Below are 26,110 nucleotides of genomic sequence, written 5' to 3'. Positions count from 1 at the left end.
CTTTCAAAATGACAGAACAGTACCGGGCCAATATGGGGTCATGCGGGATGCATCCAATAGCCCAGCCGCGACATGCAGAAAATGGCCGACGGCTGGAATAACAGGCTTTAGTTCTTGCGCTCCAAGGCTCGGGCAAAGCTTTCCAGCGTGCGCGGTGGCACCTCGCCCACAATCGTCACCCACCAATCGCTGTTGCGCACCGACAAGGATTGTGTGGCGCCCAAGGCCATGTAGCCCGACTGCAAGTGCCGCTGCGGGTCGAACGCCTCAACAAACAAGGACACCGAGGCCAGGCCATCCGAGAAGATCCACTGCAGCGTGCCATTCGACAGCTCTGGCTGGGTGGCGGACACCTGGCGGCGGTAGCAGTTGAGCGGCTGAAAGCCGGGTATGTCGTTCTTCAGCACCCAGCCCTCTTCCAGAGCCGTAGTCTTGGTCATGGCGATCTTTTGGATCTTGTAGCCATTGGTGTTGGCCATCATCTGGGTCAGCTTGTCGATGCGCACGGGCGCATCGATCTGCAACTCGGAAAACTCCGCCTGCTCCAGCACCTTGCCCTTGCCGTCCAGGGTTTGCAGCTTCACCACCAGGCCGGACTTCTTCTCGCTCCAGATGCGGTAGCCGTAACGCAGCGCATCGCGCGGCTTCAGCAGCACCACATCTGCGTCATATCCGGCGACGCGGTCGCGGCCTATGCGTTTGGCGGTGTAGAGCGATGGAATCGCCGACCCGCTGGACTGCAGCAGATTGGTGAAAAGCCCCAGCGAGTCACGGCGCTCCATGACCGCGACCTTGCTGTCCGGCAGCAAAGTGACCACCTGGTTGTTGCGGCGGAACGTGGTGCGTGGCGCTCCCGTCAGCGCTTCCATGCGCTCGACCTGGTCTTCGCCTTCACACGCATGCCAGATGCGCGCACTCGACAAATTGCCCATGCCGGACGACACCACAAACGTGCCGATGTAGTCGCGCTTGCGTGACGCCTCGTGCATGCGCAGCAACCATTCGGCGACGCCGCGTTCGGACTCCGTCGCCTCCGATGCCACGGGCGCGCGAGCCTCGGCCGCCGGTGCCGATGCGGGCCAAAACGACCCATTGCCAGGGTTGGCCGTTTGCGCCGACACCACCCATGGAGCCATGCAGCAAGCCACAACGCTCACCCAACGGCCCAACAACTCACTTCGCATCAATAACTTTCCAACCAGTGCGCATGGGTTTACTGCTCAGGCGACTCAAACGTCGCTTCACGCAAGAATGGCGCAGGTGTTTGCAGGGCAGACGCCCCGCCAAACTGTTTGTGCGCCGCCATCAAGGCGTCCAAGCGAGGATTGCGGATCATGACCTGGGGTTCGCCGCTGGGCAAAGTGACGGTTTGCGCCGTCACACCTGCAGGCAAGCCTGCCACCGAGGCAGAAGCCGGCTCGGCGTAGGGCAACGACAGAGTCGATTCTGGCGCACCGAAGGTGGTGGAAACCAACACCGGCCCGGCGCCCTGCACCTCCGAAGCCAGCACCAGAGGAGAAGCCGAGGCATGGAAGGTGTCCGAGGCCAGGGCCAATTGCGCACCATTCAAGGCCGGTGCCGACACCGCCAACATGTTCCAGCCTATGGCAGACACAGCAGCCAACGAGGCAAAACCCGCCACCAGCTTCCAGCGGAAGCTGCTTTCGTTGGCCGCCTTGTCGACTTTGGTCTGGGCTTTACTCTTGGCATCAAATATGCTCTTCACGCCCGGTGCAGCTGCGGAGGACACTACCAATTCCGCAGCAAATTGCGGCGTGACTTCAGGCAAGGACGCAGGACGGTCAAAACGCGGCTCCTGCGCCAGACGGGCCTGGAAACGCGACAGAAATGCCGCGTCGCCAGCGCAGTCCGCCAGATCGGGCGCGCGCAAGACATCGCCCAGCAAGTGGTAACAATGCCAGTCTGCCTGCGCCGCTTTATCGTCGGCGAGATGCGCCAGTGTCTCTGCAAAAGCCGCGCCCTGCAGCTGTCCGTCCATCAGCGCAGACAACATTTCACGCTGCGTTTTGGTTTGTTCCGTATTCATTTCCATCACCCCGTATTCGGCGTCTCGGGCTCAAGCCAACCTGGCCGGCCGCCCCTTGCCATTTCCTTGCTCTCACCATCTTTTGCCTGTCTGTTTTTCCAGCAGTGGCTTGACCCGCGCGGAAATGGCTTCGCGCGCCCTGAAAATCCGTGACCGCACCGTCCCTATCGGGCAATTCATCGCCTCGGCGATGTCCTCATAACTCATGCCTTCGATCTCACGCAAGGTCACTGCCTGGCGCAAATCCTCTGGCAACGCATCCATGGCGGTGTTCACCATATTGGAGATCTGCTGCGCTGCCAGCACGGTATCGGGGGTCTCGTCACTGATTGGTTCGTTATCCCGGAAAGAAGTTTCATCATCTTCATCAGATGAACGTAACGCCGCCTCGCTGATGGTCGGGTCGCGCTTCAATTCCAGCAGGGATTTTTTGGCCGTGTTGACGGCAATACGGTACAGCCAGGTATAAAACTGCGCGTCGCCACGGAACTTGGGCAGCGCGCGGTAAGCGCGGATAAAGGTTTCCTGGGCGATGTCTTCCACCAGGTCGACATCACGCACCATACGGCCAATCAGGCGCTGAATCCGCCGCTGATACTTCACCACCAACAGCTCGAACGCTTTTTGGTCGCCCGCGACCGTGCGCTCGATCAGCATCAAATCGCTGTCGTTGGCCGCATTGCTGGTGACCTGCCGCACCGGCGCAGGGGTGGCTGGCGGGGGCAGAGCGGCAGCTTCAGGCGGCAGGGGCGGCAAAGGAGGCAAGCTCGTCATTCTTCAGTTCGCACCCATTCCGGTATCAGACGCTGCAGGCGGGTTACCCGAAGCGGTGCCGGAGGAATATAGCGCACGCCGCAAATCCCCCCAGCGCGCAGGATCATCGGCGCGCTGCAAGCCGCACCAACGTGACGTGCCGCCTTCAGCCGCGTCCAGACGCAGCAGGAACAAGCCCGCCACATCAAGACACAACAATGGCTGTACGGCAAAAAAAACTTCTGGCGCGGTGGGGTTGGCGGCAGTGGATTCAGCCCACCACACCTGCCCGTCCCAATGCAAGGCACCGGTGAAAAGTCGACGCCAACTGGCCCAGGCGGCTGCGCCACAGAGCAGAAGGGCAGCGCCACAGGCCGCCTGACGCCATGTCCATGGCGTGGGCTGCGAGCACCACCAGGCACAGGCTGCGGCTGCGCAAAACCAGATGGACCCCAGCCCCCAGCCCAGTGGGCGCGGGCGGCGCGCCGGAAACCGAACGGCTGGCGCGCGCTGCATGGTGGATTCAAACCAGATCCGCTAGGTCGCGCAAGGTGCGCTGCAATCCACACAAGCGATCAAGCGAGCTCAATCGATCAAACGCGCTTGAAAACCAGCGTGCCATTGGTGCCGCCAAAACCAAAATTGTTTTTGACGGCAATGTCGATCTTCAGGTCACGCGCGGTGTTGGCGCAGTAATCGAGATCACACTCTGGATCTTGGTTGAAGATGTTGATCGTCGGCGGGCTCTTCTGGTGGTACACAGCCAAGGCGGTGAAGACACTTTCAATACCGCCGGCACCGCCCAGCAAGTGACCGGTCATCGACTTGGTGGAGTTGACCACCGTTTTCTTCGCGTGGTCGCCCAGCGCCAGTTTGATGGCATTGGTTTCGTTCAGGTCACCCAAGGGCGTGGAAGTTCCGTGAGCGTTGAGGTAGTCGACCTGGTCAGGGTTCACGCCGGCGTTCTTCAAGGCCATCTGCATCGAACGGCGTGGGCCATCGACGTCGGGCGCCGTCATGTGGAACGCATCACCCGACATACCAAAGCCGGTGATCTCGGCATAGATCTTGGCGCCGCGCTTCACCGCATGTTCGTATTCTTCGAGCACCAACACACCGGCACCTTCGCCGAGCACAAAACCATCACGGTCTTTGTCCCATGGACGGGATGCGGTTTGTGGGTCGTCATTGCGGAAGCTCAGCGCGCGAGCGGCCGCAAAGCCACCAATGCCCAGCGGCGACATCGTGGACTCGGCACCGCCGGCCACCATCACGTCGGCGTCGCCGTATTCGATCATGCGCGCAGACAAGCCAATCGCGTGCAAACCGGTGGTGCAGGCGGTGACCACGGCGACGTTCGGGCCCTTGAAGCCAAAACGAATCGACACGTGGCCGGAAATCATGTTGATGATGGAAGCCGGCACGAAGAACGGCGACACCCGGCGTGGGCCGCGGTTTGTCAATTCTGCGTTGGTTTGCTCGATCATCGGCAGGCCACCAATGCCCGAGCCGATGTTGCAGCCAATACGCGTGGCTTCTTCTTCAGACAACGCATCGCCCGTAGCCAAGCCGGAATCGGCCACAGCTTCAATCGCCGCGCCCATGCCGAGGTGGATGAAGCGGTCCATATGGCGCGCTTCCTTCTCCGGCATGATGTCAGTGACATTGAAGCCTTTGACTTCACCACCAAACTTGCACGCAAAGGCGCTCGCATCAAAGCTGCGAATGGTATCAATACCGGACTTCCCAGCCAGCAAGGCCGACCAGGAATCGGCGACTGTGTTACCCACAGGGCTCAGGCATCCTAAGCCTGTGACAACGACACGACGACGGGACATAGTTGATTTTTTTGGTTAACCGCAAGAATGCGGGGAATGCCGCAAGTTGCGGCGCCGGCTTATCAAGAGCGAGAGCGGCGGACCATGGCGCCGGTCTCAGGCCGGAAAACTGCGCGACACCTAGAGGGGCATCGCGCCGCAACCGGCTTAGGCCTTTTGGTGGCTCGAAGCGTAATCGATGGCGTTTTGCACCGTGGTGATCTTCTCTGCGTCTTCGTCAGGGATCTCGATGCCAAACTCATCTTCCAGGGCCATCACGAGTTCAACCGTGTCCAGCGAATCGGCACCGAGGTCGGCCACGAAGGCTTTTTCTGGGGTCACTTGGGTTTCTTCCACACCCAGTTGTTCTGCAATAATTTTCTTAACGCGTGCTTCGATATCGCTCATGGTTCCCTCTAAGGGTTATAAAAGAATCCGCAATTCTAGCCAAGCCAGGAATTAGTTCCCGATTACGGCTGCCGAACGGATGGACCGGCTTGATCTTTACATGCTGCTCGACGGGTCGAACGGCTTACATATACATGCCGCCGTTGACGTGCAACTCTTGCCCCGTCACATAACCGGCGGCGGGAGACGCCAAGTAGGCCACAGCGTGTGCCACGTCTGAGGGCTGCCCCAAATGACCCAGCGGAATTTGACCGAGCAAGGCTTTTTGCTGCTCGTCGGCCAGCGCCGCGGTCATGTCGGTGTTGATGAAACCGGGCGCCACACAATTCACGGTGATGTTACGCGAACCGAGTTCACGCGCCAGGGCACGGGTCATTCCGGCCACACCAGCCTTGGCAGCTGCGTAATTGGCCTGCCCTGGATTGCCTGAAGCGCCGACCACCGAGGTGATGCTGATGATGCGGCCATAACGCTGCTTCATCATCGTACGCATCACGGCGCGGCTCATGCGGAACACCGCCTTGAGGTTGGTGTCCAGCACCGCATCCCAGTCGTCGTCTTTCATACGCATGGCCAGGGTGTCGCGGGTGATGCCGGCGTTGTTCACCAACACCTGCAAACCGCCCATTTCCTTGGCGATGCCATCGACCAGCGCTTCTGCAGCAGCCGCATCGTTCACGTCCAGCTTGGCACCCTTGCAGCCCGGGAAAGCCGCCAGCGCCTGGCTGATCTTGGCTGCGCCGTCGTCGGTGGTGGCCGTGCCAACCACCTTCAGGCCACGCAGCGCCAATTCATGGGCGATGGCTGCACCAATGCCACGCGATGCGCCGGTCACCAAGGCCACCTGGCCGGCAAACAAAACTTCACTCATGCCAACAATCCTTTCACTTCAGCCAGGCTGGCAGGGTCAAACAGCGGCACGCCGGTCAACTCTGCATCGATGCGTTTGGTCATGCCGGCCAGCACCTTGCCCGGACCGCATTCAACCAAGGTGGTCACGCCGCGTGCCTTGATGGCTTGCACACATTCCACCCAACGCACCGGGCCGAATGCCTGGCGGTAAAGGGCTTCGCGGATGAGGTCGGCATCGGTCTGCACGGCCACGTCGATGTTGTTGACCAGCGGAATCTGCGCTGCGGCAAAGGTCACCGTGGCCAGCTTTTCGCGCAGACGCTCGGCCGCCGGCTTCATCAGACTGGAGTGGAATGGCGCAGAGACCGGCAGTGGCAAAGCGCGCTTGGCACCAGCAGCCTTCAGCGCTTCACAAGCCTTTTCCACACCGGCCTTGCTGCCGGCGATGACGGTCTGGCCGGGGTCATTGAAGTTCACCGCCTCGGCGACTTCACCTGTAGCCTGCATCACTTCGGCGCAAATCGCCTGCACCTTGTCGGCGGGCATGCCCAGAATCGCGGCCATGGCACCGGTGCCTGCGGGCACGGCGTCCTGCATGGCCTGCGCGCGGAAACGCACCAGAGGCGCGGCCTGGGCCAACGTCAACACGCCGGAAGCGACAAGCGCCGAGTATTCACCCAGGGAATGGCCCGCCACCACGGCCGGCGCAGCACCGCCCTCGGCCAACCACACGCGGTAAGCCGCCACGGCCGCCACCAACATCACCGGCTGGGTGTTGACGGTCAGTGCCAGGGCTTCTTTCGGGCCTTGCTGGATCAGCAGGCCTACATCTTCAGACAAGGCATCCGAAGCTTCTTGAAGCGTTTCTTGCACCACGGGGTGATCAGCCCAGGCGTCGAGCATGCCGACGGACTGCGATCCCTGTCCCGGAAAGACAAAAGCAAATGAGTTCATGAACTTATAGATCAAAAATAGCGTTTACGCAGGCAGTACCTGCGGAGACAACTATAGTTTCAGGAGCACTGCACCCCAGGTGAAACCACCACCGACGCCTTCCAGCATCAGCGTGTCACCCTTCTTGACTTGGCCGCCCCGCACCGCAGCGTCCAAGGCCAGCGGAATCGATGCGGCAGAGGTGTTGCCATGTTGGTCCACGGTCACCACCACCTTGTCCATGGACAATTTCAGGCGCTTGGCCGTACTTTGCATGATGCGGATATTGGCCTGGTGCGGAATCAGCCAGTCGATATTGGCTTCGGTCAATTCGGCTTTGGCCAAGGTGGCGCGAGCGGCTTGCTCCAGCACACCCACAGCGAGCTTGAAGACGGCCTGACCATCCATCTTCAGGAAGGCAGTACCCAATACATCGCCACCCGACACATTGCCTGGCACACACAGGATGTCTACGTGTTTGCCATCGGCGTGCAGGTCGCTCGCCAGAATGCCTGGGGTCGCCGAGGCTTCGAGCACCACGGCGCCAGCACCGTCGCCAAACAACACACAGGTGGTGCGATCGGAGAAATCCAGAATGCGCGAGAACACTTCGGAGCCGACCACCAGGGCTTTGTTGGCGGCACCGGCCTTGATCATGGCGTCAGCCACGGTCAAGGCATATACAAAACCGCTGCACACGGCCTGCACGTCAAACGCAGCGCAGCCATTGGCGCCAAGCTTGTTTTGCAAAATGCAGGCAGTCGACGGGAACACCATGTCGGGCGTGGACGTGGCGACGATGATCAGGTCAATATCGGTGGCTTGCAGACCGGCAGCCTGCAGCGCGTTTTGCGACGCCTGCAATGCCAAATCACTGCTGACGACATCGGCGGCCGCAAAATGGCGCGCACGGATGCCGGTGCGCTCGACGATCCACTCGTCCGAGGTTTCAACGCCGCGGGCAGCCAGCTCGGTTGCCAGATCCGCATTGGTCACGCGACGCGGGGGCAGATAACTTCCGGTTCCGGTGATACGGGAATATCGTGTCATAGTTTTAGTGAGAGGCGGTCGCGGCCGCTGGCGCTACCCCTTCAGCGCGACGCAACAGCGGCGCTGCATGGGCAATACGCGCCTGAACGCGGTCCAACAGTTGATGGCGAGCCGCATCATACGCCCGGTTCAAAGCCTGCTCGAAAGCGAAGGCATCGGCCGAACCATGGCTTTTAAAGACCAGGCCCCGCAGCCCCAGCAGTGCGCCACCGTTGTGCCGACGGTAGTCCATACGACTCTTGAGCGCACTTAACACCGGATAAGCGACCAATGCCGCCATTTTGGTGAGTAAATTGCGCGAGAACTCAACTTTCAGAAAGTTCACGATCATCGTCGCAACACCTTCACTGGCCTTGAGCGCCACATTCCCCACAAAACCATCACACACCACCAGGTCGGCCACACCTTTGTAGATGTCGTTGCCTTCGACGTTGCCGATGAAGTTCAGGTCGCCCGCTGCGGCGGCCGCACGCAACAACTCACCGGTGCGCTTGATGGTCTCGTTGCCCTTGATGGCCTCTTCACCAATGTTGAGCAGGCCGACGGTCGGGTTTTCGTTTTCGGTGAGTGCGGCCACCAGGGCCGAGCCCATGACGGCAAACTGCAACAGGTGTTCAGGCTCGCAATCGACGTTGGCGCCCAGATCGAGCACCGTCGTGGCACCACCTGTGGCGTTCGGGATTTGTCCGGCGATCGCGGGGCGGTCTATGCCGTCCAGCGTTTTCAGCACATAGCGTGAAATCGCCATCAACGCGCCGGTATTGCCCGCAGACACGGCGGCTTGCGCAGCGCCATCCTTGACTTGCTGGATGGCCACACGCATGGACGAGTCTTTTTTGCGGCGCAGAGCCACCTCGAGCGGATCGTCCATGGCCACCACTTCGGTGGCCGGCACAAAGCGCGCGCGCGGATGCGCGAAACCCTTCAAACTGTCGGGCAAACCGACCAGCAGCAACTCGACGTCAGGGTGCCGCTCGAGAAATTGGCGGCAAGCAGGAAGGGTAACCTTGGCGCCATGGTCCCCCCCCATGCAATCAACAGCAATGGTGATCATGCGGGATCAATACAGCTCAAGTGCTGAAAGCGAATCACAGCGGGCAAGAAAAATGGCCCTTTGCCACCAGAGTAGCGCCGGGCCATGCGAGCTGAAAGCCAGATCAGGCTTCAGACTTGTTCTTCAGCACCTGACGGCCACGGTAAAAACCGTTGGGGCTGATGTGGTGACGCAGGTGGTTTTCACCGGTGGTGGGCTCAACAGCCACGCCAGGCACGTTCAGTGCGTTGTGCGAACGGTGCATACCGCGCTTGGAAGGAGACTTTTTGTTCTGCTGGACGGCCATGATTGGCTCCTGAGTAAATACGCTTAGAAGCTAAGCGGTTGAAATAGAGAGGAGTGGGCGAAATGGAGAATTTTGAACACCCCATACAGGAGCACCTCTAACCCTCCGCTCACCCAAGAATTATTCCATGGGCCATTTCGCACGAAGCCTTAGATTATAGCCCAAGTCTTTCGGAAGACCAAAACCGCTTATTCGAGCCCGCCACCGCGCAGCTTGGCCAGGGCCGCAAATGGTTTGGGCTTGTCGGCCATGGCCTTGTCAAAGCCCTCGTCCACCGCCTCGAATTTGACCTCGCTGGGGCAAACGTCATGCACCGGCACCAGAGGCATTTCCATCAGCAGTTCGTCTTCGATCAACGCGGCCAAGTCGAATTCGGGGTCCAGGGCCAGCACGTCTTCTTCGGCCTCGTCGTCTTCAGCCTCAGCCGTGGCCTCGTCAGCCACAAAACGGTAGGAACGATCGACCTCCAGCGCAACCTCCACGTCGGCCAGGCAGCGCTGGCAGGTCATGGGTAGACGTGTGTGGGCCTGCAAATGCAGCCAAATTTGGCCCGGACCACCCGTGACCGGGCGCAACTCGCCCTGCGCCGACCACTCCACCGGCACCTCGGCCGCCTCCTCACCCACGTCTTGCAACAAACGCTCGTATTTTTGCAGCGGATCGCTGGCGGAACGCTGGCCCGCGCTTTGGGCGAAGGCGCGTACGTCGAGGGGAATGGCGGAGGACTCTTTCTTCATCTGGCCAGTGTAAGAGAATCGCCCCATGCATTCCACAAACCCTTCTCAGAACCCAGTCGTCGTTCTTGGCTCCACCTCGCGCTACCGGCGTGAACTGATGCAACGTTTGCGCATCCCGTTTGACGTGGCAGACCCCGGCGTGGATGAAACCCCGCTGGCCAACGAATCCCCGCGCGACCTGGCGCTACGTTTGGCGCTGGCCAAAGCCCAAGCCGTGGCGCAAAGGTTTCCGAACGCGGTGGTGATCGGCTCCGATCAAGTCGCAGACCTGAATGGCGAGCCCATAGGCAAACCCGGCGACCACGCCCGCGCCACGGCGCAACTGCGCCGCATGCGCGGCCAGTCGCTGGTATTCCAGACGGCCGTGGCCGTGGTTTGCCAGGCCACGGGCTTCAGCCAAAGCGCACTGGCACCGGTGCGCGTGCGCTTTCGCGACTTGAGCGATGCCGAGATTGAGTCCTACCTGCTGGCCGAGCAGCCCTACGACTGCGCCGGCAGCGCCAAAAGCGAGGGGCTGGGCATCAGCCTGGTCGAAGCGATCGAAAGCGACGACCCCACCGCACTGGTGGGCTTGCCGCTGATCCGCACCTGCCAGTTGCTGCGCGCCGCAGGGGTGCAGATCTGATGAGCAGCACGCCAACCACCCCACGCGGCCGGCTCTACCTCGTCCCCGCCCCGCTGGACTTTGGCTGCGACAGCCAAGCGCCCCTGGCCGACGCCCTGCCCCAGGCCACGCTGCAAACCGCCGCACGCCTGTCGCACTGGATTTGCGAAAACGCCAAAAGCACCCGCGCCTACCTGAAGCGTGTCGACGCCTTGTTTCCATTGGCTCAGCCTGTGCAGGCGCAGCAGATTCAAGAATTGCCACGCGAAGTGCATAAAAAAGGCGATCACACCGGCAACTTCGATGCCACACCCTTGCTGGCGGCGGCACTGCAAGGCCACGACATCGGCCTGGTCAGCGAAGCCGGCATGCCCGCCGTAGCCGACCCCGGTTCGTCCGTGGTGCGCGCCGCACACGCCCTGGGTTTGGAAGTTGTGCCCTTGGTCGGCCCGGTGTCGCTGCTGCTGGCGTTGGCCGCCAGCGGCCTGAACGGGCAGAACTTCGCGTTTGTCGGCTACTTGCCGCAAGAGCCCGCTGCCCGCAACCAGCGCATCAAGGAGTTGGAGTCCCTGGCATTAAAAACCGGGCAGACCCAGATATTCATTGAAACGCCGTACCGCAACGCGTCCTTGCTGCAGGGCTTGCTGCAAACTTTGCAGCACAACAGCCGCCTGGCCGTGTGCAGCGGGTTGACGCTGGCCGATCAACGCATAGACAGCCGCAGCATCAAGGCCTGGCGCCAACTGCCCACACCGGAAGCGGCTGTGGGTGGACGCCCGGCGGTATTCCTGATTGGTCGCTAAGGCCTTTCAGCGCAGCGCAGGCGCGGTGTGCAAGGCACGCATGGCGCTGTCGCCGATGGCGGCGCCGAAGCGCTTCACCAAACGCTCGGCCACGTTGTCGCGGCGCGTGTAATCCACCAGCTCTTCGGCCTTGACCACTTCGCGCGCCACGTAGTCCAGGTTGCCCAAGCGGTCGGCCAGGCCAAGTTCGACGGCCTTTTCGCCGGTCCAGAACAGGCCGCTGAAGGTTTCTTCGTTCTCTTTCAGACGCTGACCGCGACCGGCCTTCACCGCAGCAATGAACTGGCTGTGAATCTGGTCCAGCATGTTTTGGGCAAACTCTTTTTGTTTGTCAGACAGCGGACTGAAAGGGTCGAACAAGCCCTTGTTCGCGCCCGCGGTCAGCAAGCGGCGTTCAACGCCGAGTTTGTCCATCAAGCCAGTGAAGCCAAACCCGTCCATCAACACACCAATGCTGCCGACGATGCTGGCCTTGTCCACGAAGATCTGGTCGGCCGACACGGCAATGTAATAGGCCGCCGAAGCGCAGGTTTCTTCGACCACGGCATACACCGGCTTCTTGTGCAGCGCCTTGAGGCGACGCACTTCGTCATTGATCATGCCGGCCTGCACCGGGCTGCCGCCGGGCGAGTTGATCAGCAGCACCACGGCCTGCGCGCCTTCGTCTTCAAACGCCGCCCGCATGGCGGCGTTCACAAATTCGGCACTGGCATCTGCACCAGCGGCAATTTCGCCTTTGATCTCGACCACGGCCGTGTGGGCGGTGGACTTGTCGGGCGCGGGCACGGCACGTGACAAGCCTATCCATGCGAGCGCGATGAAAAACGCCAGCCAGGCCAGGCGCACAAAAGTCTTCCAGCGGCGGGTGGATTTTTGCTCGGCCAGCGCGGCAAACGCCAGCTTCTCCAGCGTAGCGCGCTCCCAGCTTGGGTTTGCGGCATCTTTGGCGGAGGCCGCCGGTGCGGGCGCCTGGGTGGGCGCCGAAGCTGAAAACGAAGGCTCTCGATCGTAATGACTCTCGGGGCCTTGGGGTTGAGTGGGTTCGGTCATGGTCGCCAGTGTAAGAAACTTAAGTTGGTCCGTGCGGGATTCGTGGCTAAAACGCCAGCGCTTGCAGGGGATGTCGCGGGTGCCAATGCACCACACCATCGAATTCGGTGAGCTCTATCTTCACCAGCCCGCCGCGGCAGGGGCCACCGGCACAGGCACCGGTTTCTGGCCTGTAGGCAGCGCCGTGTGTGGCGCACAACAGCCAGTCGCCAGTGTCGTCAAAAAACCGATTCGGCTGGTAGTCCATTTCCATGGCGACGTGGCTGCAGCGGTTGAGATAAGCATGCGCCTGGCCCTTGTAGCGAATGGCGAAGGCGCGGCAGGTTTGGCCCAGATAGACCACGTCAAACGGCACGGCATCCCCACCGTTGACCAAGTCGCGGGCATTGCACAGGGGGATGGCAGCTTCGCTCATGGAGTGTGTTCAGCGCCGGTCTATCCAGCTGGCGCTCAAGCGTTCGCCAATAGCCAGGTGTGCAGATCTTTCACCGAATGCGCCACATACAGCGGCTGCAAGGCATGAAAGGCCGAAGGCTCGTGGGCGCCATAACTCACGCCCACACTGGCGCAACCGGCGTTCAAGGCCATTTGCAGATCGTGTGTGGTATCGCCAATCATCAGCGTGCGCTCTGGCGCCACACCAAACTCGCGCATCAATTCGACCAGCATGCGGGGGTGCGGCTTGCCGGCTGTTTCGTCGGCGGTGCGCGAGCCGGCAAACATGTCTTTCAGCGCCTCGGTGTGCAGCACTTCGTCCAAACCCCGGCGGGATTTGCCCGTGGCCACGGTGAGGATCTGGTTACGCGCTTTTAAGGCCGTCAGCATGGGCAACACGCCCTCGAACAGGCTGATGTCATCCTGGTGCTGCAGGTAATGGAAGCGATAACGCGCACCCAATTCGGGGTACTTCTCGGGCGGCACATCGGGCGCGGCATGGGCCAGCGCCTGCATCAAGGCCATGCCTATCACGTAGGAAGCGGCCTCCTTGGTGGGTACCGCACCACCCACATCACGCACCGCCTCCTGAATGCAGCGTGTGATGATGGCCGTGGAATCAAACAGGGTGCCATCCCAGTCGAATGCGATCAAATCAAATTTACTACTGGACGGCATGAAAATCCTGTTAACCGGCCGAGCGGCCGTAGACGTCCTGGAAACGCACGATGTCGTCTTCACCCAGGTAGCTGCCAGACTGTACTTCAATCATCTCCAGCTCGACGCGGCCCGGGTTCTCCAGACGGTGCGTCGTGCCCAGCGGAATGTAGGTGGATTCGTTTTCCGACACCAGAAACACCTCTTCACCACGCGTCACACGTGCGGTCCCGCTGACCACGATCCAGTGTTCGGCGCGGTGGTGGTGCATCTGCAGCGACAGGGAGCCGCCTGGCTTTACCACAATACGTTTGACCTGGAAACGTGCGCCATGGTCCACGCTGTCGTACCAGCCCCAGGGGCGGAACACCTTGCGGTGCAACTGGCCTTCGGAACGTGCGGACGACTTGAGCTTGTCGACGATCTTCTTCACGTCCTGGGTTTTGTCTTTGTGCGCCACCAAAATCGCGTCGGCGGTCTCCACCACCACGATGTTGTCCAGGCCTACGCAGGCCACCAGCCGGCCTTCAGACAAGGCCAGTGTGCCGGTGCAGTCGTGCATCAGCACATCACCCAGCGCCACGTTGGCACCTTCACTCTTGGGCAGCACCTTCCACAAGGCATCCCAGGCCCCGACATCGGACCAGCCTGCCGCCAAAGCGATCACCACACCCGGCGGCAGGCCGGGTTTGCCGCTGGCCTCGCCGCCGGCAATACGTTCCATCACCGCGTAGTCGATCGAGTCGCTGGGGCAGGTGCCAAACACCTCTTTGTCGACACGCACAAATTCACCATCGGCCGCCCCGCCCTTCCAGGCGGCTTCGCAGGCGGCCAGAATGTCCGGGCGGCACTGGCCCAGCGCGGCCAGCCAAACCGAGGCGCGCAGCATGAACAGACCGCTGTTCCAGGCGTAAGTGCCCGCGTCCAGGTATTGCTGGGCGGTGGCCAGGTCGGGTTTCTCCACAAAACGTGCAATCAGCCGCGCGGGGTTGGCCGGGTTGGCGTTGCTGAATACCTCACCCGACTGGATGTAGCCGTAGCCGGTCTCCGGGGCATCGGCGGTGATGCCAAAGGTCACCACCGCGCCATCCTGCGCCAAGGCAGCACCCTGGCGCACCACGGCCTGGAACGCGGCGGTATCCAGGATCACATGGTCAGCCGGCATCACCAGCAGAATCGGGTCCAAGCCATCGCGCCGCGCGGCCAAGGCCGCCAGCGTCAACGCCGGCGCAGTGTTACGCCCCACGGGCTCTAGCACCACGGTGCCGGGTTGTTTGATCAGGCGCAGTTGTTCGGCAATAACAAACCGGTACTCCTCATTGCACACCACCATGGGAGCGGCCAAAGTCACGCCATCAATGCCTTGCAGGCGGCGTACCGTGGCTTGCAGCAAGGTGTCATCGCCAATCAGCGGCAACAGTTGCTTGGGGTATTTTTCGCGTGACAGCGGCCACAGGCGAGTGCCTGAGCCACCGGAGAGGATGACCGGTTGAATCTGCATATAACTCCCTAAATGAAAGACGACAGCTTGCCAAGCCTGGCAGCCCGACTCAAATTGTTGTCAAACGATTATTGCAGAGGACTATCCCGGTTGGCACAGCGGTCCTTCGGTGCTAATCAGCTCAACCCGTGTTGCGCAGGCCCGCTGCAATGCCGTTGATCGAGATGTGAATCCCGGTCTGCACCCGCTGGTCTGACTGGCCCGTGCGGTAACGGCGCACCAACTCCACCTGCAAATGGTGCAGCGGGTCGATGTAAGGAAAGCGGTGACGGATAGACCGCTGTAACGAAGCGTTACCCGATAGGCGTTGTTTTTCACCCGTGATCAGCCCCAGCGCGTTGGCCGTGCGGTGCCATTCGGCCTCGATCGCCGTGAAGATCTTTTTGCGCAGGCGCGCATCAGCCACCAGCTCGGAGTAGCGTGAAGCCAGCGCCAGATCGCTCTTCGCCAGCACCATGTCCATATTGCTCAGCAAGGTACTGAAGAACGGCCATTGCTTGTACATTTTTTGTAGCAGCTGCAGCTGAGCCTTCTTGCCCTCTGGCCCGTTTTCATTCAGAAACTGCTCCACCGCCGCACCAAAGCCAAACCAGCCCGGCAGCGTCAAGCGGCACTGGCCCCAGCTAAAGCCCCAGGGAATGGCGCGCAGGTCTTCGATCTTTTGCGAGGCCTTGCGCGAAGCCGGGCGCGAGCCGATGTTCAGCTCGGCAATTTCGCGGATCGGTGTCGAGTCGAAGAAGTACGACGTGAAGCCCGGGGTCTCGTACACCAGCGCGCGGTAGGCCGCCATGCTGGCCAGCGACAAGCTGCTGGCCGCCTGCAAAAAGGCCGGCGTGGCCGGTTTGGTGGGCTGCAGCAGTGTGGCCTCGAGTGTGGCGGCCACCAGTGTCTCCAGGTTGCGCCGGCCAATCTCGGGGTTGGCGTATTTGGAGCCAATCACTTCGCCCTGCTCGGTCAGGCGGATCTGCCCGCGCACCGTGCCCGGCGGCTGCGCCAGAATCGCCTGGTAGCTCGGACCACCGCCGCGCCCCACCGTGCCGCCCCGGCCGTGGAACATGCGCAGCGTGATGTTGTGGCTGTTCGCCAATTGGTCGAACAGGTCGACCAGCGCAATCTCGGCGCGGTACAACTCCCAGTTGCTGGTGAAGATGCCACCGTCCTTGTTGCTGTCCGAGTAGCCCAGCATGATGTCCTGCTCTGCACCGCTGCGGCGCACCAGATCGGCCACGCCCGGCAGCGCATAGAACTCGCGCATGATGGGCGCGGCATTGCGCAGGTCTTCAATGGTTTCGAACAGCGGCACAACAATCAAGTCGTTGATGGCGCCAGCGGCCCCCACCTCGTCCAGCGTGCCGCGCATCAAGCCGACTTCTTTTTGCAGCAGCAGCACTTCCAGCAAGTCGCTCACAGTTTCAGTGTGGCTGATGATGTAGTGGCGAATGGCTTGCACGCCGTAACGCGCACGCACCGTGCGGGCGGCTTCAAAAATCGCCAATTCGCCACGTGTATGTTCGGAATACTCGGTGCCCAACACGCGCAGCGGGCGCGCGTCGTTCAGCAAGCGCACCAGCAACGCACGCTTGGCGGCTTCATCCAGCGCCGAGTACTTGGGTTCTATACGCGCCACGGCCAGCAACTCGGCCACAACCTCCTCGTGTTTGTCGGAGCTTTGGCGCAGGTCGACGGTGGCGAGGTGGAAGCCAAACACCTCGACCGCGCGAATCAGCGGTTGCAGGCGCTGGGTGACCAGCACCGCACCATGGTGCGCGCGCAGCGAGGTTTCAATGGTGCGCAGGTCGGCCAAAAACTCCTCGGCCTTGAGGTAGGGGTTTTGCGGCGCCACAGCGTGGCGTGCGGCCTCGCCGCCCGACAAGTCCTTCAAGGTGGCCGCCAGCCGCGCGTAGACACCGGTCAGCGCACGGCGATAAGGCTCGTCTTGGCGATGCACATTGCTGTCGGGCGAACTTTCGGCCAGGGCCTGCATCTCCGGGCTGATATCCACCAGCCGGGCCGAGAGCGACAACTCGCCGCCCAGGTAATGCACTTCCGTCAGATAGTGGCGCAACGCCATATCGGATTGGCGGCGCAGTGCGTATTCGAGGGTTTGCGCGCTGACATTCGGGTTGCCGTCGCGGTCGCCGCCAATCCACTGGCCCATGCGCAGAAAGCTGTGCACCGGGTTGTTGCCGAGTTCGCGTTCCAGGTTGGCGTAGATGCGCGGAATCTCGCGCAAAAACGTCGCTTCGTAATAACTCAGCGCGTTTTCAATCTCATCAGCAACCGTGAGCTTGGAGTAACGCAGCAAGCGCGTTTGCCACAGTTGCATCACACGCGCGCGCAATTGCGCCTCGTTGGCAGCCAGCTCGCGCGGCGTGAGCGCGTCGCGGTTGGTCGGCGTCATGGCGGCACGCGCGCGGATTTCGTCGCGTGTGGTCAACAGCAAGGCAATGCCGCGCTCGGCATCCAGAATGCTCTTGCGCTGCACTTCCGTGGGGTGCGCCGTCAACACCGGCGACACAAAGGCGTGCGCCAGGGTCTGCGCAATGGTTTTGGGGCCAATGCCGGCCCAGCGCAGGCGCGACAGCGCCACTTCTATGCTGCCCTCCTGTGTGTCACCAGCACGTTCGTGGATGGAGCGGCGGCGGATATGGTGGCGGTCTTCGGCCAGGTTGGCCAAATGACTGAAGTAGGTAAAAGCGCGTATCACGCTCACGGTCTGGTCGCCGCTCAAACCCTTCAGCAACTTTTTCAGTGCCTTGTCGGCTTCGGCATCAGCATCGCGGCGAAACGCCACCGAAAGCTTGCGCACCTGCTCCACCAGCTCAAAAGCGGCGTCGCCTTCCTGCTCGCGGATCACGTCGCCAAGCAGGCGACCGAGCAGGCGTATGTCTTCCACCAGCGGACGTTCGTTGTCCTTGGATCGCCCTCCGGCACGTGCCGTTTTTTCAGGTGTTAGCGCGGTTTTTTTAAGGGATGCGCTGGAGGGTTCTGCCGTGGTCATGCAATGCTTCCTGTTAGGGTCGAAACGAGGGTGACGAACGGCCCCCATGCTAGCATTGACGGCACTTACAAATTACAGACAGGTTACGTGTTTTGAGCCTCGCCGCCCCCTCCCACGCCTCCCGCTCCAGCATCGTCATCGCCACGCGGGAAAGCCGCCTGGCGCTATGGCAAGCGGAGCATGTGCGCAGCTTGCTGACACAGCGCGGCCACACCGTTGAGCTGCTGGGCATGACCACGCGTGGTGATCAAATTCTGGACCGTACGCTGAGCAAAGTCGGTGGCAAGGGCCTGTTCGTCAAAGAGCTGGAAAACGCGCTCGAAGACGGCCGCGCCGATCTGGCCGTGCATTCGCTCAAGGATGTGCCGATGGCGTTACCCGAAGGCTTCAGCTTGGCTTGTGTGCTGGAGCGCGAAGACCCACGCGACGCGTTTGTTTCCAACCGCTACGCCAGCCTGCAAGAGATTCCCCATGGCGGCGTCATCGGCACCTCCAGCCTGCGCCGCCAGGTGTTGATTCGTGCGCTGCGCCCCGATCTGCGCATAGAGCCGCTGCGCGGCAACCTCGATACACGTTTACGCAAGCTAGACGAAGGCCAGTTCGACGGCATTGTGCTGGCCGCCGCCGGCCTGATCCGCCTGGGCCTGCAAGACCGCATCCGCCACGCCTTTGAACCCGACGCCATGCGCCCCGCCGCCGGCCAAGGCGCGCTGGGTATAGAGATCCGCAGCGACAGAGCCGACCTGGCCGCACTGCTGCAGCCCCTGGCCCACCAGCCCACCTGGCTGGCCGTGGCCGCCGAGCGCGCCGTGAGCCGCGCCATGGGTGGCAGTTGCTCGATGCCATTGGCGGCGTTTGCCAGCTGGGACGGGCCGGTGCTGCGCCTGGACGCGGCCTGGGGCGATGCCGAAGGCCACACCAGTGCTTTGCTCACGGCCCACACCAGCGCGGCCATCACCGACACCGCCAGCGCCGAAGCGCTGGGTCAACAGGCCGCCACCACGCTGCAAGCCGCTGGCGCGCGGTAAACCCTCATTCGAGCTACACGATGCGTGTCATCGTCACCCGCCCCGAACCCGAAGCCACACGCTGGGTCGCCGCATTGCAGGCGCGTGGGTTTGATGCCGCCGCTTTGCCGCTGATCGACATCACGCCTGCTCGCAACCCTGCGCTTGTACACGCCGCCTGGCAAGGGCTCGCAAGCTACCAAGCGCTGATGTTTGTGAGTGGCAGCGCCGTCACGCACTTCTTTGAACAAAACAGGCCTTCAGCGCAATCTGAATATGCGCAAGCAGCTCCCGATATAGGAGCGACCAGGGCTTGGGCCACCGGCCCCGGCACCCAGGCCGCGCTGCTACAACTTGGCCTGACTGCTAGCCAAATCGACGCACCCGCGCACAGCGCTGGTCAGTTCGACTCCGAAGCCCTATGGCAATTGGTTGCGCCGAATGTGACGCCCGGCACCCGCGTGCTGGTGGTGCGCGGCGGCGGCGTTGACGGCGAAAGCGCGGGCCGCAGTTGGCTCACCGAGCAACTCGCCGCAGCGGGTGCCGTGGTCGACACCGTGGTGGCCTACGAGCGCCACCCACCGCAATTCACACCCGCACAACTGGCGCTGGCACAGAGCGCCACCCACGATGGCGCGGTCTGGCTGCTCAGCAGTTCTGAGGCCATTGGCAATCTCGAAGTTTGCTTGGCCGGGCACACCCTGGCCGCCGCCCGCGCCGTGGCCACACATCCGCGCATTGCCGATGCGGCGCATGCGGCCGGTTTTGGTGTTGTTTGCTCGTCACGTCCTACCCTGGACGATGTAGCCGCATCGATAGAATCCCTGATATGAACGCCGAGCTTCCCCCTACCGACGCAGCAGCGCCAGCCACGGCCTCCACGGCTGCGCCCGCCGCTGCTGCAACACCAGCCCCCGCCGCCACTCACGCTCCGGCCACACGCAGCAGCGGCTTCCAGCCCTTGGTGTGGATCGTGGGTGCCGTTGCGGTCGCCGGTTTGGCTGGCAGCGGCCTGCTGTGGCAAAAGCTCAGCACCATACAGGAACAACTGGCGCGCCAAAGCGGCGATGCCGGCACCAAATCCATAGAAGCCCACACCATCGCCAAGCAGGCGCAAGACCTGGCGCGCGACACCGCCTCGCGCGTCGCCGTGGCGGAGTCCCGCCTGTCGGAGGCCATGCTGCAGCGCGCGCAGATTGACGACCTGGTGCAAGGCCTGACGCGCTCGCAAGACGAAAACCTGGTGGTCGACCTTGAATCCTCATTGCGCCTGGCGCTGCAGCAGGCCCAGGTCACCGGCAGCGTCGAGCCGCTATTGGCCGCACTGGCCAGCGCCAACGAACGCATCACCCGCACGCCACACCCGCGCCTGGCCGGTCTGCAGCGCGCCATGACACATGATGTGGACCGCATCAAGGCGGCCAATGTCGTCGACACCCCCGGCCTGCTGGCCCGGCTCGACGACTTGTTGCGCCAGGTGGACGACCTGCCCACCTTGAACACCGCGCAGTTCCCGGGTGCACCTGCCGCGCTGCAGGCCGCCGCGCCAGTGCCTAGCGAATGGTGGCAACGCTGGCTGGGCAGCATTGCAGAAGAAGCCCGCAAGCTGGTGCGCGTCAGCCGCGTCGACCAGCCAGAAGCCGCCTTGCTCTCGCCCGAACAAACCGTTTTCTTGCGTGAAAACCTCAAGCTGCGCCTGCTCAACGCCCGCCTGGGCCTGTTGGCGCGGCAGATGGAATCGGTGCGCAGCGATCTGGGCGCGGCAACCACCATGCTCAACAAATACTTCGACCCGGCCTCGCGTAAAACACAAATCTCCGCCGGGCTGCTGCTGGACGTGCAAAGCCGGCTGAAGACCACCGAGTTGCCGCAATTGACCGAAACCCTGGCGGCCCTCTCCGCCGCCACGGCAGGACAATAAACATGCGTGTGATTGTTTGGCTCCTGGCGCTGTTTGCCACTGCCGTTGCCGTGGCCCTGATGATGGGCAACAACCAGAGCAACGTCACGCTGTTCTGGCACCCTTACCGCGTCGACCTTTCACTCAACCTGGTGCTGATCGCGCTGGTGGTTGGTTTTGTGGTGTTGCACCTGGCGTTACGCGCCCTGTCGGCCCTGTTCGCCATGCCCCAACAAGCGCTGCGCTGGCGCCTGCAGCAACGCGAACGTGCGATGCACGCCGCCCTGCTGGACGGCCTGTCGCACCAACTCGCAGGTCGCTTTCTGCGCGCCCGCAAGGCCGCCGAGGCCGCGCTCGAACAAGAGAAAGCCCTGGCGGCCAGCGGCCACCATATTGCCCATGCCGAAAAGCTGCGCGCGTTGTCGCACCTGGTGACGGCCGAAAGCGCCCACGCGCTGCAAGACCGCAGCACACGCGACGAGCACCTGCAACTGGCGCTTGCCAGCAGCGACCAGCGCGACGCCCAGGAAACCCGCGAAGGCGTGCAGATGCGCGCCGCACGCTGGGCCCTGCAGGACCGCGATCCGCAGCAGGCCTTGACGTGGCTCGACGGCATGTCCAGCGGCGCCGGCCGCCGCACGCTGGCGCTGCGCGCACGCTTGAAAGCCGCCCGCCTGGCCGGCCATACCGACTCCGCACTGGAAACCGCGCGCTTGCTGGCCAAACATCGCGCCTTCTCCGATGCCGCGGCACAGAGCCTGCTGCGCAGCCTGGCGCTGGAAACCATCAGCGACGCCTACGACGTGGCCCAGTTGCAAAGCGCCTGGGCCCGGCTAGACCGCAACGAACACCAGATGCCCGAGGTCGCCATCCATGCCGCTCAGCGCATGGTGCAACTTCAAGGCCCGGTGCACCAGGCGCGCCAATGGTTGCTGCCCGTGTGGGAACACTGGATGGCCCAGCCCGATAGCTGGACCGAAAGCCAGACCATCAAGCTGATCCACGCCCTGGAAGACGGCTTTGCCGCCTCCGACCAAGCCATAGACCTGCCCTGGCTGCAGCGCATAGAACAGGCGCAGCAACGCTTTCCACGCGACGCCAACCTGCAGTACCTGGCCGGCATGGCCTGCATGCAGCAGCAACTCTGGGGCAAGGCCCAGCAATTGCACACACAAAGTGTGCAACACCTGCAAGACCGCGAACTCAAACGCCGCTCGCTACGTGCGCTGGCGGTGTTGGCCGAGCAGCGTGGTGATGAAGCTGCGGCACAGGATGCCTATCGCCAGGCGGCGATGGTGTGATGGCCCAAGCCCTGTCCATGGGCTTGCCAGTGATACGCAGACCTTCTCAGACATGACCAACAGCGGCAGGCGCGCCTAGTCGATTCGATCGATATTCGATCGTTTCAACTACCGCCCCCTGCGCCGAAGGTCCACTGCTCGTTCTCCACACCCTTGCCCAAGGGGTCGCCAGGCGGCTAACACCTCAGCCGCCGTTGGGCTGTGCGCAGCTGAGCGCGTGGGGCAAGCTCCACACCGCCTTCAGGCCCCAGAGCAACAGGCATCAGCCCGCGCCAGGCCAGACCCGGCCGCTGCTTCACGCCATACCCATGCCCCCAAGCCCCAAAAAGAAAAGGACCCGAGGGTCCTTTTCTTTTGGCTCAGCCGACGTTTAGAACGGCAGCTGCATGTTGCGCAGATCACGCTTGGTTTCCACCAGCACCAGGGGCTCGGTGTCGATCACGACCGCCGGTGGGCGTTCGCGTGGCACGTGCACGGGCTGGGGTTCGGCGGCAATCGCCGCTTGCACCGCAGCAGCGCGGTCAGCGTCGGTGCGCACCCATTGCAGGCCAGAACTTTGCGCCACCTGGTCCAGCGCCGCCAGAGGCAGTTCGAACGTGGCAACCTTGGGCAGACCGCCCTGAGCGACAGCAGGTGCAGCCACAGCAGCCGTCGCCGCCTTGGGCACTTCGATCTGCGCAGCAGGCGCCGTGGTCAACGCGGCCACGGGGGCGGCAACAGGCGCAGCCACAACGGCCGTTACCGCAGACTCAGCGGCCGGCGCCGGGGCGGCCGCCAGTGCTACGTCGTTAGGTACAAAGGCGGCGGGCGCCTCGGAAGCATCGGCGTTTTCGCGTGGTGCGCGGTCTTTGCGGTCACGGCCATAACGGTCACGCGAACGTTTCTCGCGGCGTTGTGGTTCTGCGCCCTCGACAGCGGCTTCACCGCGTTCGATGGCTTGCGCATCACCGCCGACATCTGCAGCGCCGTCGGCCTCTTGCGCAAACGATGGCTGAGGCGCTTGCGACTCTTCCGCTGCGGCTACAGGTGCTGCAGCGGTTTGCGCGAAGTACGACGGACGCGCCGGGCGCTCGGTGGGCTCTTGCATGGGGCGATCGCTACGCTCTGCGCGGTCACCACGTTCCTGGCGCTCACCACGCTCTGCACGGGGTGGACGCTCGCCGCGGGGCTCACGCGGTTCACGGGCTTCACGCGGCTCGCGTGGTTCACGGGCGACTTCCTGACCGTTTTCGTCACGTGCAACGTCTTCACGCGGGCCACGGCCACCACGGTTGCCACGGCCGTTACGGCCTTGGCCTTCACCACGTTCGGTACGCTCGCCACGCTCGGCGCGTTCAGCACGGGCCTCGCCTTCGGTCACTTCAACGCTGCCAGATGCCACGGCACCAGTGGCTGCGGCTGCGGCGACTTCGGCGTCCGAACGGTTGCGACCACCACGGCCACCGCGTTCGCCGCGACCGTTGCGGCCACGGCCTTCTTCACCAGCGGCTTGTTCAGCACGGGGCTGACCTTCGCCACGGGCTTGACCTTCACCGCGCGGTGGGCGCTCGCCACGGGCTGGGCGTTCACCACGTTCGGCACGCTCACCAGCGTTGCGTGGGCCGCGGCCTTCCTGGCCTTCACGGGCTTCGCCATCACGCGCTTGACCATCGCGGCCACGGCCACGGCCACGACCACCTTCGTTGCGCTGGCCGCCACGGCCTTCGCGTTTTTCTTCGGTCTTCGCGGGTGCTGGGGCAGGTGCTGCCGCCACCGGCGTTTCAGCCGCAGGCGCGCCACCCAGGATGCGCTTGATCCAGCCAAAGAAGCCGGATTCAGCCGCGGCAGGCGCAGGCGTAGCGGCCACGGGTGCGGGCTGAGCCGCAGCCACTGGGGCTGCGGCTGCGCGCGGTTGTGCCTGAGGTGCCGGCGCATCGGGCAGCACACCCTTGATCACCGGGGTTTGCTTGTTGGTCGGCTCTTGCGAGCGGCGCGACACAGCCGTTGGATCGTCCATCTCTTCGGCCATCTTGTAGCTCGACTCGATGTGGTCCAGGCGCGGATCGTCGTGCTTCAGGCGTTCGAGCTTGTAGTTCGGGCGCTCCAGCGTCTTGTTGGGCACCATCAACACGTTGATGCGTTGCTTCAACTCGATCTTGGTGATTTCGGTGCGCTTTTCGTTCAGCAGGAACGAAGCCACGTCGACCGGCACCTGGCACAGCACCGAAGCTGTGTTGTCCTTGAGCGATTCTTCCTGGATGACGCGCAGGATTTGCAGCGCCGAGCTTTCGGTGTCGCGGATGTGGCCGGAGCCGCCGCAACGTGGGCAGGGAATCGAAGCGCCTTCGCTGAGCGCGGGGCGCAGGCGCTGGCGGCTCATTTCCATCAGGCCGAACTTGCTGATGGTGCCGAACTGCACACGTGCGCGGTCTTGGCGCAGCGCGTCGCGCAGGCGGTTTTCCACGTCGCGGCGGTTGCGCGACTCTTCCATGTCGATGAAGTCGATCACGATCAGGCCACCCAAGTCGCGCAGACGCATCTGGCGCGCCACTTCTTCAGCGGCTTCGAGGTTGGTGCGGGTCGCGGTTTCTTCGATGTCGCCACCACGGATGGAACGGGCCGAGTTCACGTCCACCGAAACCAGGGCTTCGGTGTGGTCGATCACAATCGCGCCGCCAGACGGCAGTTGCACCGTGCGGGCGTAGGCGGATTCGATCTGGTGTTCGATCTGGAAGCGGCTGAACAGCGGCGCGTCGTCGCGGTAACGCTTCACGCGGGCAGCATGTTCAGGCATCACGTGGGCCATGAACTGCTGGGCTTGTTCATAGACTTCGTCGGTGTCGATCAGGATGTCGCCGATGTCGCCGTTGAAGTAGTCGCGGATGGCGCGGATCACCAAGCTCGACTCTTGGTAAATCAGGAAGGCGCCCTTGCCTTGTTTGCCGGCGCCGTCAATGGCTGCCCACAGCTTGAGCAGGTAGTTCAAGTCCCATTGCAGCTCGGAGGCGCTGCGGCCAATGCCGGCGGTGCGCGCAATGATGCTCATACCGTTCGGGTACTCGAGCTGGTCCATGGCTTCTTTGAGCTCGGCCCGGTCTTCACCTTCGATGCGGCGCGAAACACCACCACCGCGTGGGTTGTTCGGCATCAGCACGACATAGCGGCCAGCCAGCGACACAAAGGTGGTCAGCGCCGCGCCCTTGTTGCCGCGCTCTTCTTTTTCGACCTGAACAATCAGTTCCTGGCCTTCACGAATGACTTCGTTGATACGCGCCTGGCTGACCGGCACGTTTTGCGAGAAATACTGTTTGGAGATTTCTTTGAATGGCAGAAAACCGTGACGGTCTTCGCCGTAGTCCACAAAGCAAGCCTCCAGGGAGGGCTCTACGCGGGTCACGACCGCCTTGTAGATATTGCCTTTGCGCTGTTCGCGCCCTTCCACTTCGATTTCGTAGTCGAGCAGTTTTTGCCCGTCGACGATGGCCAAGCGGCGTTCTTCAGCCTGTGTGGCGTTGATCAGCATCCGTTTCATGGTGCGGTTCCTTTTACTGGGCACTTGCAGCCCAGACTGTTCTTCGGTTTACATGCTCAAAATGAGCTTCTGATGCCGGAACAGACGCCTGAAAACGAATGGAATTGCCAGAGAGCCGCCACTATGTGAACCTTGGTTCAGACGCTAGCGGGGGCGAGGGCACATGGATCAAAACGGGGAATCGCAGGGCTTTATTTGCTATCAAATGTAGAGCTGGCTGCGCAGCACTGAAAAGCGTCACCACCCAATTCGCGCTGAAATGCGGCGGCCTGAGCCACCGCACGCAAAGTTGAATATAGGTTAGCAACACGACAGTTCTCGTTTCAATCCGCAAGGCAGGCAGGGCGTTTGCCCGGTCTGCCAGGTTTTGGGTATTCCGTATCAATGTTTACAGAGCGTCGGC

23 protein-coding genes are annotated in these 26,110 nt (G+C 62.5%); 6 read left to right on the top strand and 17 right to left on the bottom strand.

Features of this window, described 5'->3' with window-relative positions; all coding sequences use genetic code 11:
• Window positions 1–107 precede the first annotated feature (107 nt).
• The 11 genes from ACFQ95_RS11360 to ACFQ95_RS11310 form a co-directional block, all read right to left on the bottom strand.
• Entirely contained in the window at window positions 108–1,136 is a 1,029-nt protein-coding gene (locus ACFQ95_RS11360; RefSeq protein ID WP_422831008.1) for a MucB/RseB C-terminal domain-containing protein, read from the bottom strand.
• A 77-nt stretch (window positions 1,137–1,213) separates the two neighbouring features.
• On the bottom strand, window positions 1,214–2,047 hold the full coding sequence (locus ACFQ95_RS11355) for a sigma-E factor negative regulatory protein (protein WP_422831006.1): 834 nt from the start codon (window positions 2,045–2,047) through the stop codon (window positions 1,214–1,216).
• A 72-nt stretch (window positions 2,048–2,119) separates the two neighbouring features.
• Window positions 2,120–2,821, bottom strand: a complete 702-nt coding sequence (gene rpoE / locus ACFQ95_RS11350) for an RNA polymerase sigma factor RpoE (protein WP_422831005.1) — start codon at window positions 2,819–2,821, stop codon at window positions 2,120–2,122.
• 572 nt (window positions 2,822–3,393) lie between these two features.
• Window positions 3,394–4,638 carry a beta-ketoacyl-ACP synthase II gene (gene fabF, locus ACFQ95_RS11345; RefSeq protein ID WP_422831003.1) on the bottom strand — a complete coding sequence of 415 codons (1,245 nt, stop codon included), beginning with the start codon at window positions 4,636–4,638 and terminating at the stop codon, window positions 3,394–3,396.
• Between the two features lie 147 nt (window positions 4,639–4,785).
• Entirely contained in the window at window positions 4,786–5,025 is a 240-nt protein-coding gene (gene acpP, locus ACFQ95_RS11340; RefSeq protein WP_422831002.1) for an acyl carrier protein, read from the bottom strand.
• Between the two features lie 124 nt (window positions 5,026–5,149).
• Window positions 5,150–5,896, bottom strand: a complete 747-nt coding sequence (gene fabG, locus ACFQ95_RS11335; RefSeq protein WP_422831001.1) for a 3-oxoacyl-ACP reductase FabG — start codon at window positions 5,894–5,896, stop codon at window positions 5,150–5,152.
• Entirely contained in the window at window positions 5,893–6,831 is a 939-nt protein-coding gene (gene fabD, locus ACFQ95_RS11330; RefSeq protein ID WP_422831000.1) for an ACP S-malonyltransferase, read from the bottom strand. The genes fabG and fabD overlap by 4 nt, the downstream gene beginning before the upstream one ends.
• Before the next feature lie 51 nt (window positions 6,832–6,882).
• Window positions 6,883–7,860: a beta-ketoacyl-ACP synthase III gene (locus ACFQ95_RS11325; RefSeq protein ID WP_422830999.1), complete on the bottom strand. Its 978-nt coding sequence runs from the start codon at window positions 7,858–7,860 to the stop codon at window positions 6,883–6,885.
• A gap of 4 nt (window positions 7,861–7,864) precedes the next feature.
• Window positions 7,865–8,914, bottom strand: a complete 1,050-nt coding sequence (plsX, locus tag ACFQ95_RS11320; RefSeq protein ID WP_422830997.1) for a phosphate acyltransferase PlsX — start codon at window positions 8,912–8,914, stop codon at window positions 7,865–7,867.
• 103 nt (window positions 8,915–9,017) lie between these two features.
• Entirely contained in the window at window positions 9,018–9,200 is a 183-nt protein-coding gene (gene rpmF / locus ACFQ95_RS11315) for a 50S ribosomal protein L32 (protein ID WP_422830996.1), read from the bottom strand.
• A gap of 188 nt (window positions 9,201–9,388) precedes the next feature.
• Window positions 9,389–9,937, bottom strand: a complete 549-nt coding sequence (locus ACFQ95_RS11310; RefSeq protein ID WP_422830994.1) for a YceD family protein — start codon at window positions 9,935–9,937, stop codon at window positions 9,389–9,391.
• A gap of 25 nt (window positions 9,938–9,962) precedes the next feature.
• On the opposite strand from ACFQ95_RS11310, the gene ACFQ95_RS11305 reads away from it, so the two are divergent.
• Both ACFQ95_RS11305 and ACFQ95_RS11300 read left to right on the top strand, forming a co-directional pair.
• On the top strand, window positions 9,963–10,562 hold the full coding sequence (locus ACFQ95_RS11305; RefSeq protein ID WP_422830992.1) for a Maf family nucleotide pyrophosphatase: 600 nt from the start codon (window positions 9,963–9,965) through the stop codon (window positions 10,560–10,562).
• A complete protein-coding gene (locus tag ACFQ95_RS11300) occupies window positions 10,562–11,344 on the top strand; it encodes an SAM-dependent methyltransferase (protein WP_422830990.1) in 783 nt (260 codons plus the stop codon). The genes ACFQ95_RS11305 and ACFQ95_RS11300 overlap by 1 nt, the downstream gene beginning before the upstream one ends.
• A gap of 6 nt (window positions 11,345–11,350) precedes the next feature.
• Here the strand turns inward: ACFQ95_RS11300 and ACFQ95_RS11295 are convergent, their stop codons facing one another.
• From ACFQ95_RS11295 to ppc, 5 genes are all read right to left on the bottom strand, one after another.
• Window positions 11,351–12,394 carry a S49 family peptidase gene (locus ACFQ95_RS11295; protein WP_422830989.1) on the bottom strand — a complete coding sequence of 348 codons (1,044 nt, stop codon included), beginning with the start codon at window positions 12,392–12,394 and terminating at the stop codon, window positions 11,351–11,353.
• 46 nt (window positions 12,395–12,440) lie between these two features.
• Complete coding sequence (locus ACFQ95_RS11290; RefSeq protein ID WP_422830988.1) at window positions 12,441–12,809, bottom strand: Rieske (2Fe-2S) protein; 369 nt, start codon at window positions 12,807–12,809, stop codon at window positions 12,441–12,443.
• A 35-nt stretch (window positions 12,810–12,844) separates the two neighbouring features.
• Entirely contained in the window at window positions 12,845–13,507 is a 663-nt protein-coding gene (locus ACFQ95_RS11285) for an HAD family hydrolase (protein ID WP_422830986.1), read from the bottom strand.
• Window positions 13,508–13,517: 10 nt separating this feature from the next.
• Window positions 13,518–14,987: a mannose-1-phosphate guanylyltransferase/mannose-6-phosphate isomerase gene (locus ACFQ95_RS11280; RefSeq protein WP_422830985.1), complete on the bottom strand. Its 1,470-nt coding sequence runs from the start codon at window positions 14,985–14,987 to the stop codon at window positions 13,518–13,520.
• A gap of 121 nt (window positions 14,988–15,108) precedes the next feature.
• Complete coding sequence (ppc, locus tag ACFQ95_RS11275) at window positions 15,109–18,036, bottom strand: phosphoenolpyruvate carboxylase (RefSeq protein WP_422830984.1); 2,928 nt, start codon at window positions 18,034–18,036, stop codon at window positions 15,109–15,111.
• A 44-nt stretch (window positions 18,037–18,080) separates the two neighbouring features.
• On the opposite strand from ppc, the gene hemC reads away from it, so the two are divergent.
• Genes hemC through ACFQ95_RS11255 form a run of 4 tightly spaced genes read left to right on the top strand, consistent with a single transcriptional unit; the run spans window position 18,081 to window position 22,196 of the window.
• Window positions 18,081–19,016, top strand: a complete 936-nt coding sequence (gene hemC / locus ACFQ95_RS11270; RefSeq protein ID WP_422830983.1) for a hydroxymethylbilane synthase — start codon at window positions 18,081–18,083, stop codon at window positions 19,014–19,016.
• 20 nt (window positions 19,017–19,036) lie between these two features.
• A complete protein-coding gene (locus ACFQ95_RS11265) occupies window positions 19,037–19,828 on the top strand; it encodes a uroporphyrinogen-III synthase (protein ID WP_422830982.1) in 792 nt (263 codons plus the stop codon).
• Window positions 19,825–20,916: a uroporphyrinogen-III C-methyltransferase gene (locus tag ACFQ95_RS11260; protein ID WP_422830980.1), complete on the top strand. Its 1,092-nt coding sequence runs from the start codon at window positions 19,825–19,827 to the stop codon at window positions 20,914–20,916. The genes ACFQ95_RS11265 and ACFQ95_RS11260 overlap by 4 nt, the downstream gene beginning before the upstream one ends.
• A 2-nt stretch (window positions 20,917–20,918) precedes the next feature.
• Entirely contained in the window at window positions 20,919–22,196 is a 1,278-nt protein-coding gene (locus tag ACFQ95_RS11255; RefSeq protein ID WP_422830979.1) for a heme biosynthesis HemY N-terminal domain-containing protein, read from the top strand.
• 370 nt (window positions 22,197–22,566) lie between these two features.
• Here ACFQ95_RS11255 and ACFQ95_RS11250 read toward each other — a convergent pair whose 3' ends face one another.
• Complete coding sequence (locus tag ACFQ95_RS11250; protein WP_422830978.1) at window positions 22,567–25,707, bottom strand: Rne/Rng family ribonuclease; 3,141 nt, start codon at window positions 25,705–25,707, stop codon at window positions 22,567–22,569.
• Window positions 25,708–26,110: the final 403 nt, after the last annotated feature.

Origin of the sequence: Variovorax sp. HJSM1_2, from assembly GCF_049316285.1 — a bacterium.
Lineage (GTDB): Bacteria > Pseudomonadota > Gammaproteobacteria > Burkholderiales > Burkholderiaceae_C > Rhodoferax_B.
The sequence above is the reverse complement of the archived record's forward strand: the minus strand, read 5'-3'. Positions and strand labels throughout refer to the sequence as shown.